12 protein-coding genes and 1 pseudogene are annotated in these 12,134 nt (G+C 37.0%); 6 read left to right on the top strand and 7 right to left on the bottom strand.

Annotation, left to right across the window (positions count from 1 at the left end):
- Positions 1-102: 102 nt before the first annotated feature.
- The 4 genes from EL165_RS22850 to EL165_RS22865 all read right to left on the bottom strand — a co-directional run bounded on the left by EL165_RS22850 (position 103) and on the right by EL165_RS22865 (position 3,050).
- Positions 103-561, bottom strand: a complete 459-nt coding sequence (locus tag EL165_RS22850) for a DUF6438 domain-containing protein (RefSeq protein WP_232529148.1) — start codon at positions 559-561, stop codon at positions 103-105.
- Between the two features lie 199 nt (positions 562-760).
- Positions 761-1,744, bottom strand: coding sequence for a GTPase ObgE (gene obgE, locus EL165_RS22855; protein ID WP_002981284.1), 984 nt, complete (start codon positions 1,742-1,744; stop codon positions 761-763).
- Positions 1,745-1,799: 55 nt separating this feature from the next.
- Positions 1,800-2,378, bottom strand: coding sequence for an adenylate kinase (locus EL165_RS22860; protein WP_002981283.1), 579 nt, complete (start codon positions 2,376-2,378; stop codon positions 1,800-1,802).
- A gap of 117 nt (positions 2,379-2,495) precedes the next feature.
- A complete protein-coding gene (locus tag EL165_RS22865) occupies positions 2,496-3,050 on the bottom strand; it encodes a phosphoribosyltransferase (RefSeq protein WP_041461548.1) in 555 nt (184 codons plus the stop codon).
- A 195-nt stretch (positions 3,051-3,245) separates the two neighbouring features.
- Between EL165_RS22865 and abc-f the strand changes: the two genes are divergently transcribed.
- Entirely contained in the window at positions 3,246-4,835 is a 1,590-nt protein-coding gene (abc-f, locus tag EL165_RS22870; protein WP_002981278.1) for a ribosomal protection-like ABC-F family protein, read from the top strand.
- A gap of 145 nt (positions 4,836-4,980) precedes the next feature.
- Here abc-f and EL165_RS22875 read toward each other — a convergent pair whose 3' ends face one another.
- The 3 genes from EL165_RS22875 to EL165_RS25975 form a co-directional block, all read right to left on the bottom strand.
- Positions 4,981-5,532: an AAA family ATPase gene (locus EL165_RS22875; RefSeq protein WP_002981276.1), complete on the bottom strand. Its 552-nt coding sequence runs from the start codon at positions 5,530-5,532 to the stop codon at positions 4,981-4,983.
- A complete protein-coding gene (locus EL165_RS22880) occupies positions 5,529-6,458 on the bottom strand; it encodes an alpha/beta fold hydrolase (protein ID WP_002981274.1) in 930 nt (309 codons plus the stop codon). Before EL165_RS22880 ends, EL165_RS22875 begins: the two co-directional genes overlap by 4 nt.
- Positions 6,459-6,691: 233 nt before the next feature.
- Positions 6,692-6,847, bottom strand: a complete 156-nt coding sequence (locus EL165_RS25975; protein ID WP_164720352.1) for a hypothetical protein — start codon at positions 6,845-6,847, stop codon at positions 6,692-6,694.
- 313 nt (positions 6,848-7,160) lie between these two features.
- On the opposite strand from EL165_RS25975, the gene EL165_RS22885 reads away from it, so the two are divergent.
- The 5 genes and pseudogenes from EL165_RS22885 to EL165_RS22905 all read left to right on the top strand — a co-directional run bounded on the left by EL165_RS22885 (position 7,161) and on the right by EL165_RS22905 (position 12,119).
- On the top strand, positions 7,161-8,447 hold the full coding sequence (locus EL165_RS22885) for an adenylosuccinate synthase (protein ID WP_002981272.1): 1,287 nt from the start codon (positions 7,161-7,163) through the stop codon (positions 8,445-8,447).
- A 290-nt stretch (positions 8,448-8,737) separates the two neighbouring features.
- Positions 8,738-9,586 (top strand): hypothetical protein, encoded by an 849-nt coding sequence (locus EL165_RS22890; protein WP_002981270.1) that lies wholly within the window; start codon positions 8,738-8,740, stop codon positions 9,584-9,586.
- A gap of 164 nt (positions 9,587-9,750) precedes the next feature.
- Positions 9,751-10,523 (top strand): annotated as a pseudogene (locus EL165_RS22895) (ParA family protein).
- A 67-nt stretch (positions 10,524-10,590) separates the two neighbouring features.
- Complete coding sequence (locus EL165_RS22900; RefSeq protein WP_002981266.1) at positions 10,591-11,481, top strand: ParB/RepB/Spo0J family partition protein; 891 nt, start codon at positions 10,591-10,593, stop codon at positions 11,479-11,481.
- Positions 11,481-12,119: a DUF5683 domain-containing protein gene (locus EL165_RS22905; RefSeq protein WP_002981264.1), complete on the top strand. Its 639-nt coding sequence runs from the start codon at positions 11,481-11,483 to the stop codon at positions 12,117-12,119. The genes EL165_RS22900 and EL165_RS22905 overlap by 1 nt, the downstream gene beginning before the upstream one ends.
- Positions 12,120-12,134: the final 15 nt, after the last annotated feature.

Genomic DNA, 12,134 nt, shown 5'->3' on the forward strand with positions numbered 1-12,134 from the left:
CTGTAAATAATAATTCCTCCCAGAAGAAGGAATTATTATGACAAAGATAGTTTAAATATTTTTATAAGGCTTATTTCACCTTAGTCCATTGCTGGTTTTTTCTTAGATTCTCAAAAACTTATAGACTTCCGAAAGCTTCTCACTTCCGCGTTTTCCATAATCTTCTACATTTTTTGAAGTTCCGTCAGCAAATTTGATTCTTAAATAAGAGGTTGGAAGATCCGTAATATTGTGTTCTCCGTATTTATCATTTAAACCTTTTACATTAAGCCCATCCAGCAAGCTGATTAATTGATTATAATCTTCTTCTTTGATGGTTCCTTTAAAAGTGCCTTCACGTGGCTTGGAAAATTCATCCTTTGAAGGCTTGTCATTAAAATTAAAATGTTCTGCCTCAAAAACAGCAGTTCTGTCCGGATTAATTGTCATTTTAAAAACAGGGCAGAATCCAAAACATGGAGTCGCTTCATATTCAATGGTAGAATATTTGGAATTTACTTTCTGAGAAGTGTTACAGGAAAATAAAAAGATCAATGCACAAAGGCCTAGTAAATATTTCATAGCTTTTCAATTTCAAAGGGTCACGTCAATAATTGTTCCAAAAGATAAAATGTTTTTTTGTTTTTATGTTAAATATAAAGGGATAAATCTGTTAAGTTGATTTCAATAAGAGCAATTTTATAAATAAAAACAGCCTCAGAGAAATCTGAGGCTGTTTTTTTATGATGCAGTTACTATAAAAGTAATTCAATGTACAATTTTATCCGTGCAATTGTTTCCAGATGGCATCTTTCAGTTCCATAAGACCTTCACCGGTAACTCCCGAGAAGAACAAAGGCTGTCTGTTCTCAGGAAATTCTGCTGCAATTTCTTTTTTCAGTTCATCATCCAGAAGATCGGATTTTGAAACAGAAATGATGAAATCTTTGTCCAGTAATTCAGGGTTGTATTCTTTTAATTCATTCTCAAGAATTTTAAACTCCTGGAAATGATTTTCGGAATCAGCCGGAATTAAGAACAATAGGATAGAGTTTCTTTCAATATGTCTCAGGAATCTGTGTCCCAAGCCTTTTCCTTCAGCTGCTCCTTCAATAATCCCCGGAATATCAGCCATTACAAATGATTTGTAATTTCTGTAATCTACAATTCCAAGGTTAGGAGTCAATGTGGTAAAAGCGTAGTTGGCAATTTTGGGTTTTGCCGCAGAAACAGATGCCAGAAGTGTAGATTTTCCGGCATTCGGAAATCCAACCAGCCCTACGTCAGCCAAAATTTTAAGCTCGAAAACGATATAACCTTCTTCTCCCGGAAGACCTGGCTGTGCATATCTCGGGGTCTGATTGGTAGAAGATTTGAAGTGCTCATTTCCCAAACCTCCTTTACCACCATGCATCAGAATGATTTCCTGTCCGTCTTCTAAAATTTCACCGATAATTTCGCCTTCTTCATTTTTGGCAATAGTTCCTACCGGAACTTCAATATAAACATCAGCTCCGAAAGCTCCCGTAAGCTGGTTTTTTCCTCCGTTTTCACCACGTTCAGCTTTTACGTGACGGGTGTATCGAAGGGGAAGCAAAGTCCATTCGTTGGCATTTCCTTTCATGATGATGTGACCTCCACGACCTCCGTCGCCGCCGTCAGGACCACCTTTAGGAATATACTTTTCACGGCGAAGGTGGGCAGAACCAGCACCTCCGTGTCCGCTTTTACAATGGATCTTTACGTAATCTACAAAGTTAGACATATAGTTTGTGTTGCGGGTTGCGGGACGTTATTTTGTATCCCTTGCTCATTCCCGATTATTTAATTTTCTCTACCTCAGCGAAAAGTTTTTGGGAAATTTCATCAATTTCTCCAACACCGTTTACCTCTACATATTTACCCTGCTGCTTATAAAGCTCGGCAACTTCTGCTGTTTTGGTATAATATTCTTTAATTCTGTTTTCGATGATCTCTACATTGCTGTCATCTGATCTTCCGCTGGTTTCACCTCTTTTCAGAAGTCTCTCCACCAAAATTTTATCCTCTACTACCAATGAAAGACAGATGTCTATCTCGTCATGTAATACTTCTTTAACGATTTTTTCCAAAGCTTCTGTCTGAGCAGTCGTTCTTGGATATCCGTCAAAGATAAAACCATTGGTATCAGTAGGTTTTTTGATCTCATCGATCAGCATATCTGTTGTTACCTGATCCGGAACCAATTCACCCTTATCGATGTATGATTTAGCCAGTTTTCCAAGTTCAGTGTCGTTTTTCATGTTGTATCTGAAAAGATCACCTGTTGAAACCTGTTTTAAATTGAATTTTTCGATCAGATTCTGGGCTTGCGTTCCTTTTCCACTTCCTGGAGGGCCGAACAGAACAATGTTTATCATAATGTTGATTCGCTTCCGGCAATTGGCATTTTGCTTTCAGCTTTTTTAAGTTATTATTAAATTTATTTCTTTATATAATTTTAAGCTAAAAGCTACCAGCTAATAGCCAACAGCACTTTAATGGTTGATTTGTCCTTCTTCCAGCTGATACAGATTCGGTAGGTTTCTTCCTAATTCATCATAATCAAGTCCGTATCCAAGTACAAATTTGTTCGGAATTTCTTTCCCGATATAATCCAGTTTGAAATCTTTTTTATAAACTTCAGGTTTCAGTAAGAAACTTGCCAGTTTTACAGATTTAGGACGTTGTGTTTCTTTAAAATATTTGAAAAGACTTTCAACCGTATTTCCTGTATCAACGATATCTTCTACAAGAATGATGTGACGGTCTTTCACATCTTTAGTCAGTTCCATTTTCTGATAAACAATCCCTGTAGACTCAGTTCCTACATAAGAACTCATTTGAATGAAGGCAATTTCGCATTCCCCCGGGTAATATTTTAAAAGATCAGAGAAGAACATAACAACTCCATTTAAAACGCCAATGAAAACAGGAACTTCATCCTTGTAATCTTCATAAATTCTTAACGCTGTCTCTTTTACAATCTCCTGAATTTCGGCATCCTTTAAATAAGGAACGAAAGTTTTGTCGTGAACTTTAATGCTTTCCATAAAATTTTTAGTAGGAGGCAAAGTTACGGATTTTAGATTTTTCATTAAAATCTTTTTGTGTTTAATCCGGTATTTGTGCTATCTTTGTTCTTTCAAAACCCAAAAATACAGAGATGTAGGATATAATTTCTTTCCGATTTGATCAAACGATAACCACCATGTTATCGGTGTTTAACCTTTATTAAGAAAGAAATCATGATTTTACTGCAAAATATATCCTTTGGGTTTCCGGGAGGAAATCTTCTATTTAATCATACCAATTTAACAATACAATCTCATACCAAGTCTGCTCTAGTGGGAAATAACGGTATGGGAAAATCTACCCTGCTGAAAATTATAGCAGGTGAAATACATCCTTTAAGTGGTAATATCAGCCTTCAGGGGGAGGTTTTTTATGTACCCCAGATGTTCGGGAATTTCAATCATTTTACGATTGCCGAATGTCTGAAAATAGATAAGAAGCTGCATGCTCTCGAAAAAATTACCAGCGGGGAGGTAGACGAAATTTATTTTGAAACACTCAATGACGACTGGGATATTGAGGAACGATGCCGGCATGCCCTGGAACTTTGGGGGCTTGGCGATTTTGAACTTACCCGGAAGCTGGAAGGTTTAAGCGGAGGACAGAAGACCAAAGTTTTTCTTGCCAGAATCCAGATTAATCAGCCTGAGATGATCATATTGGATGAGCCTACCAATCATCTGGATATGGAGGGGAGAAAGCTGCTGTATGATCTTATTGACAAAACAGATGCAACCGTTGTGATCGTAAGTCATGACCGTACATTACTTAATCTTGTTGATACCATTTTCGAGTTAAGCAATCAAGGAATTGCAGCCTATGGAGGAAACTATGATTTTTACGCAGAACAGAAAGAAGTAGAAGAAGAAGCTTTGCATAATGATATTCATGCTAAAAAACGGGCATTGAAAAAAGCAAAGGAAAAAGAACGGGAAACATTAGAACGAAAGCAAAAGCTTGATGCAAGAGGGAAGGGGAAACAGGAAAAATCCGGTGTAGCAAGAATTATGATGAATACTCTCAGGAATAATGCTGAGAAAAATTCTTCGAAATTGCAATCGGTTCATACAGAGAAAATCAGTGGTATTTCACATGAATTAAGGGACCTTCGTTCATCGGTAAGAAATTCTGATCAGATGAAAGTGAATTTTAATGATTCCAATCTGCATTCAGGGAAAATCCTGATTACCGCTGAAAATATCAACTTCAGTTATGGAGAACAGAAACTTTGGAAGGAAAATCTTAGTCTTGAGATCCGGAGTGGAGACAGGATCTCGATTAAAGGAGGAAATGGTTCCGGAAAAACTACACTGATAAAACTTCTGCTGGGAAAAACAGAGCCTTCGGAAGGACAAATAAACAGGTCCGGATTCAACAGTATCTATATTGATCAGGAATATTCTCTGATTGATAATGACTCAACGCTGTATGATTTTGTACAGACTTTCAATGACAGCGCCACGCAGGAATCTGAAATTAAAACATTACTGTCCAGATTTTTATTCGGGAAAGATACCTGGGACAAAAAATGCGGGATGCTGAGCGGAGGAGAGCGCTTACGGTTGCTTCTCTGCGGACTTTCCATCAGTAATAAAGCTCCTGACATGATCATTCTTGATGAACCTACGAATAACCTTGACCTTCAGAACGTGGAAATCCTTACCCATTCTATCAAAGACTATCATGGGACTCTGCTGGTGATTTCCCACGATGAAGTTTTTATGGAAGAAATTGGTATAGACCGGGAATTAGCGCTGGATTAATGATTGTATTCTGCATTTGTACAGAATCATCAGATATTCAGTAGAGGCGGGCTTTAGCCCGTCTATCAATAAGATTAGAAATCCTTTGGCTTTAGCCAAATCTTATCATAAAAATCCCGGCTGACTATAACCGGGATTTTGCTTTTTATTTTTCTCCTTTCCTGTTGATTGCATCCAGAACCATATCCATCTTTTGTTGTAGTTCATAATCCCCTGAAATCTCAATCAAAGGAGTGTTCATCTCAGACAGCCATTCCAGATGAGCCTTTAAAGTTCTGGTGGCAATCCCGGTATTGTAATCATAATCTTTAGCCCATTCCATGAATTTCTGATATTTTTGAGCTTTTTCCGGCTGAGTGAAAATTTCATCACCATATCTTTCATATTCCCTTTTTCTCAATCTTTTCATTCTAAGTTCAGGAGGAAGATAGAGAAATACAATCAGATCGAACATTGGAAATACATTTTCACCCCAATGAATGATGGAACCTCCGAAAATCCAGTTTTCAGTGGTATGAAGTTTATCCGAAACAATAGTGTTCCTTATTTCAGGATTCTGTTTTTCTGTAAAAGGATTTTCAGTTTTAAGCCAGAAGAAATCATCACTGTCGAAGTATTCAATATTGAGTTTTTCAGACAGTGCTTTTCCTAGAGTGGTAACACCGGAGCCTGAAGCTCCGAAAATATGGAGCCTCATGATTCTGTTATCATCCAGTTATAAATCCCGTTCAGTACCTCTTCCCGTATTTCCTCATTCAGAATCTCATGACGCATTTCAGGATAAATCTTGACGTCTACATTTTGAAAACCATCAGCTTTTAAGTTGTTGACCGTATGTATTACGCCTTTTCCAAAATCACCGATCGGATCATTCTGCCCGCTTACAAATAAAAATGGAAATGATTTCGGAATGGAAGAAGCCCAGTTCCTTGATGTAGCTTTTTTATAGATAGTAAATAAGGTATAAAAAGCATTATGGGTAAACGGAATTCCGCAGAGGTCATCCTGTTCAAACTTCTTTCTGTTTTCAGGATTTACACTGAGCCAGCTGGTATCACTGAAATCTTTATCCTTTTTAAAATGTTTGTTATTGACGCTCGTAAAAACAGAATTCAAAAAAGTACGGTGACGAGGAGCGATAGCTGTGGCTAATGACAAATAACCTCTCAATATATCGATTCCCGGTAAAGGTCCGCCGGTTCCTGTAATGACAGCTCCTGCAAACTTACTGCTTGCCTTTTGAAGAAGACAGCGGGTGATAAAAGATCCCATAGAATGTCCCAGAATAAAATGGGGAACATCTGGATATTGTTCTGCAAGGTAATCAGCCATCATTTCCGCGTCTGCAACAAGTCTTCCATCCGGTTTTTCAAGCTGGAAGAAGCCAATGTCTTTTTTCTCCTTTACCGATTTTCCATGTCCCAAGTGATCATAAGTCAATACAGCAATCCCATGAGCTGCAAAATATTCCGCAATTTCTGCATATCTTCCGCTGTGTTCCTGCATACCGTGAACAATGAGCAGGGTGGCTTTTGCTGTTTCCGGGGAAAATAGGGTGTAGTACAGCTGAGATTCGTTGTTTATTTTTGATGGGAGACAGGCTGATTTTTGGGATATTCGCATAATAGCTTATTTAGATGCCTATCAAAGATAGGGAATAAAAAAGTTTTGAATTAATAAAGATTATTCCTCTTTTTTAATTGATATTGCCCATAATCTTTTATCCAGATTATATTTCTTTTCCAAATTTAAATTTGTAATGGTCCATCCAAAATCAGTCTGGCTTTTGTCGATAAGACTGAGTGTATAAATCTTATCTTTTTCAAAAAAGTGATCTCCATAAAATTCAGGACATTTTATGATAATAGGGACTTTTTTATCTGTGTAGTTTTTATATTTGAGTTAATAATTTCGAATTCTATTAATGTAGCATAAGGTATATAACCACAATCTGGAGGTAGAGAAATATCACTTACTATTTTTCCGGTCAGCTTATATTTCTCGTTTTCCATTCTTTTGGGTGAGAAACTCAAAGAAGTACCCAGAAAAAGTATAGAAAAGAGTAGATAAATAATTTTTTTTATTGGAGTTTTAAATTATATTAAACTTCTTCGGAAAGTGAAAACTAATGAAATATTTAGTTGAATTGGTTGGCACATTAGTTTTTTGTAAATACAATAATACAGAATAAATCTTATTAATATTTCATTTTTAGTATTTCCAACCTCATGATTTTCACCCCAACTTAAAATAAATATCCTCTATAATTTGGCCGTCATTTTTTTTAAAAGTAATTTTGCACGAATCTAAAAACAAAAGTAAAATATGTCAACTTATGTAGTTGTAGGTCTTCAGTACGGAGATGAAGGCAAAGGAAAAATCACGGATGTTTTATCAGCAAAATCGGATTATGTAGTACGTTTCCAGGGTGGAGACAATGCTGGTCACACGGTTTATGTAGGGGATGAAAAATTCGTTCTACACCTTCTTCCTTCAGGAGTTCTTCAATGCAAAGGGAAATGTATCATTGCGAACGGAGTAGTGGTAAACCCTAAGTCTTTTATTAAAGAAGTTGGTCAGATCGAGAGCAAAGGCTTGAGAACAGATCATATCTTTATCAGCAGAAGAGCGCATGTGATCATGCCTTACCACATCCTTTTGGATACTTACCGTGAAGAGGAGCACGGAGGAACTCAGATCGGAACTACCAAAAAAGGAATCGGACCTTGTTATGAAGATAAAATTGCAAGAGTCGGGATCAGAATGGTGGATCTTTTAAATCCAGAAATTTTAAGAGATAAAATCGAGAAGAACTTAAAAGTAAAGAATTCTCTTTTTGAAAAATATTACGGAAAACCGGCTTTAGATGTTGAAGAAATCTACAATGAATATTTAGCTATCGGAAAGCAGCTTCAGGACAGAATCGTTGATACTGAATTAGAACTGAACGAAGCAATCAGAGACGGTAAAAACGTTTTATTCGAAGGAGCACAGGCGTTAATGCTTGATATCGACTTCGGAACTTATCCATATGTAACTTCATCTTCTCCATCTACAGGAGGAGTTTGTTCAGGAGCAGGTGTTCCGCCAACTTCACTTCAAAATCTTATCGGTGTAGCAAAAGCTTACTGTACAAGAGTTGGAAACGGACCTTTCCCTTCTGAACTGGATAACGAGCTGGGTGAAAAAATCAGACAGATCGGTGGTGAATTCGGAGCAACTACAGGAAGACCAAGAAGAACAGGCTGGTTAGACCTTGTTTCTTTAAAGCATGCCTGTATGATCAACGGTATCAATAACCTTGTAATTACAAAATTAGACGTTCTTACAGGAATTGAAAACCTTAAAGTGGTAACCCATTACAAAACTGAAGACGGAAAAATCATCGATTATTTCACTTCGTCAACAGAAAAACTATACAATTACGAACCAATCTATCAGGATTTACCAGGTTGGAGCGAAGATATTACCAAAGCAAGAAGCTATGATGAACTTCCTGACACGGCTCAGAAATACATCGAGTTTATTGAAAAATACTTAGGAATCAATGTTTATTTAGTTTCTGTAGGTCCTGAAAGAAGTCAGAACATCATCAGAAAAGAATTATTCTAACATTTCTTACAACATAATAATAAAAAAGAGGCTATCATGGTGGTCTCTTTTTTTTGTTTTTATAAGAGGTCATTAAGTTTGTTCTCCCACTTACTTTAGAAGAAATAACTCCTATTTCTTGCATAAACTTTCTATTTATAAATGTTAAAATTTAAACTTTATCATAAAATTTTCTAATATTATGTTGTTTTGATAAAATTTTGGCAGATGTTTTGATATTGAAACAGTACTTATCGATAAGAATAATAAAACTAATAATCAAATTTTTAACAGTTTAAATAGTAGTAGTGATGAAACAACATAACCAAAACCAGGAATTTCGGTTTAACGAAGTCCTGTTCGAGCACCGCAATAAAGACTATGGTGCCTATGTATTAAGAAACGAATCAGATAGAATATTAACCAAAGCGCTCTTTATCGGAGCAAGTTTAATGGCGGCTGTATCTATTACGCCGTTTGTAATTTCTGTATTGAAGCCTGTAGAAACTACAACAGGTGAAGAATATGTACTTCCTCCGCCAGTATTAATTCCTGACGATCCGGTTGCACCTCCGGTAAAAATTACTCCGGTAAAACCTGAAACAGCTCCCAATACAAAGACTTTTGACAGTACAGTGCCTACACCATCAAGTACAGCCCAGGATAATGTGAAAAAAGATCCTGTTCCTGATGATGCAGTAGTAGGTTTTAAGGACAATTTTAAAGGAGATCCGGTTATACCTAATACACCTAATGTTCCAACAGTAACAGTAGGAACAGGACCTGTAATTACGACACCTCCACCTGTAATTGCTGACCCGGTGGATAAAAATAAAATTGCTGAAGCAGGAGAATTGGGAGTAGAAGCCAGCTATCCTGGCGGAATAGACTCCTTCAGAAATAAAGTAATGAACAGCTTCGACGGTTCAGGATTTGAATCAGAAGATGTAGTAAAAACGACAGTTACCTTTATTGTAGAAATGGACGGAACCATCTCAGGGGTAAAAGCTAACGGAACCAACGCCGATTTTAACAATGAGGCAATGAGAACTATTAAATCAATTTCCAGTAAAGGAAAATGGATTCCAGCCAAAAACAAAAAAGGAGAATATGTAAGAAGTTATTTCAAATTTCCGATCTCCATGAAATTTGATAATTAACATGTAAAAGTAAATTTCAAATAGTTATCCACAAAGAATTTTTTTTGTGGATAATTTTTTTTATCGTTAAATTGCTTATTAACAATATTTTAACTCAATTTTGATTTTCCCCGCTTACCGAGAGCAAAGAAAAAAGTGTATTTTTGAATCTTAAAGTTCTAATAATGGCAAAAATCATAGGTATTGCTAATCAAAAAGGAGGTGTTGGTAAAACTACCACCGCTGTAAATTTGGCAGCAGCATTAGGAGTATTGGAAAAAGAATATTAATTATTGATGCTGATCCTCAGGCGAATGCAACATCCGGATTAGGTGTTGAGGATGTTCAGTATTCTACATATAATCTGTTGGAGCATAGTGCAGATACAAGGGTTTGTATCAAAAGGACAGCAACCCCGAACCTGGATATTATTCCATCGCACATTGACCTTGTAGCTGCAGAAATTGAATTGGTAGACAAGGAAGACCGTGAGTATATGCTGAAAAAAGCATTAGCCAGTGTAAGAGATGATTATGATTATATTATCATCGACTGTGCACCGAGTTTAGGTCTTATCACGGTAAATGCGCTTACGGCAGCAGATTCTGTAATTATTCCGATCCAGTGCGAATATTTTGCATTAGAAGGGCTTGGAAAACTTTTGAACACCGTTAAAAACGTTCAGAAGATCCATAATAAAGATCTTGGAATAGAAGGTCTTCTTCTTACCATGTATGATAGCCGTCTGAGATTATCCAATCAGGTAGTGGAAGAAGTAAATCTGCATTTCCCGGAAATGGTTTTTGAAACCATTATCAGCAGAAACGTAAGATTGAGTGAAGCACCAAGTTTCGGGGAAAGTATCCTGAATTATGATGCGGAAAGTAAAGGAGCTGTTCAGTATATTCAGTTAGCTGAAGAAGTTCTTTTGAAGAATGAAAACTTAATAAAGAATTAAATTAATAATAAATGGCCAGAGTGAATGCCTGTCATCACTTTTCAAACATCATTTATCAATTATATCTATGAAGGACAAAAAAAGAGCTATGGGACGCGGCTTGGGCGCCATTTTAAGTGCAGAATCCAAAGCAACGATCAACTCCGCTACTGATGAAGGAGCAGATAAGTTTGTAGGGAATATTGTAGAAGTTGCGCTTGAAGATATCTATCCGAACCCGACGCAGCCGAGAACTTATTTTGATGAAAAAGCATTAAACGAACTTGCACAGTCAATTAAAAACTTAGGCGTGATTCAGCCGATTACCCTGAGAAAAGATGGTGAAAAGTTTGAAATCATTTCCGGGGAAAGACGTTACAGGGCAACTAAAATTGCCGGTTTAACAACTATTCCTGCCTATATCCGTCTGGTAAATGATCAGGAGCTTCTTGAGATGGCTCTTGTTGAAAATATCCAGAGAGAGGATCTTGATGCTATTGAAATTGCTTTGACCTATCATAGGCTTTTGGAAGAGATCGGGCTTACTCAGGAAACACTTAGCCAGAGAGTAGGGAAGGACAGAAGTACCATAACCAACTCTATCAGGCTTTTAAGATTAAATCCGGATATCCAGAATGCCATCAGAAGCGGTGAAATTTCTGCGGGACACGGAAGAGCTATCATTAGCCTTGAAAGCGAAGAAGATCAGCAGGTGTTGTTTGATCTTATTATCAAAGAAAAATTAAACGTTCGTCAGGCAGAGCAGGCAGCTGCAGCATTGAAGAATCCAAAGTCTCCTGCTGCTAAAAAAGCAAAAGTGGAGCTTTCCAATAATTATAAAAAAGCCCAGAAGACCATCGCTGACATCCTGGATGTAAAAGTGGAAATCAAAGCTTCTGGAAATGGTAAAAAAGGTAAAATTGTTCTGGACTTCAAAAATGAAGAAGAGCTGGAATATATTTTATCCCATATTAAATAATGAAGAAAATATTTTTCACACTTTTCTTGTGTATTGCTGCACTGGCCTATTCACAAGTTAAACCTATCGATACCGTTCGGATGGAAACTCCTCCGAAAGAAGAACCCCGTGTGATAAAACCAGGTAAAACAGAAGCAAAGATCATTGAAGATCTTGAAAAAGCCAATGGTCCCACGGCCAAAACCATAAAACTGAATCCTACGAGGGCAGGATTGTATTCTGCTGTTCTACCGGGATTGGGACAGTTTTATAATAAAAAGTATTGGAAGATTCCGATTGTCTGGGGAGCTGTAGGGGCTGGAGTAGGTATTGCTGTATGGAATGATAACCAGTATAAAAAATATCGTGAATATTATGTGGCAAAACTGAACGGAACTCCTAATGAGTTTGTGGACAGTCATCCGTGGTTAGACAAAAGAGCTTTAGGAAATGCACAGGACAGAGCCAAAAGACAAAGGGATTATGCCATTGCTATTACAGGATTGATCTATATTCTGAATATTGTAGACGCTGTAGTAGATGCACACCTTTATGAAAGCCGTCATGATCCGGATCTCAGTTTTAAACCATCGGTTATTCAGGATCAGTACGGTTATAGCGCTCCGAAAACAGGATTCAGTTTAAGTTATAGATTTTAAAAAACAACATCTCTG

It is taken from the genome of Chryseobacterium gleum (genome assembly GCF_900636535.1).
Classification (GTDB): domain Bacteria; phylum Bacteroidota; class Bacteroidia; order Flavobacteriales; family Weeksellaceae; genus Chryseobacterium; species Chryseobacterium gleum.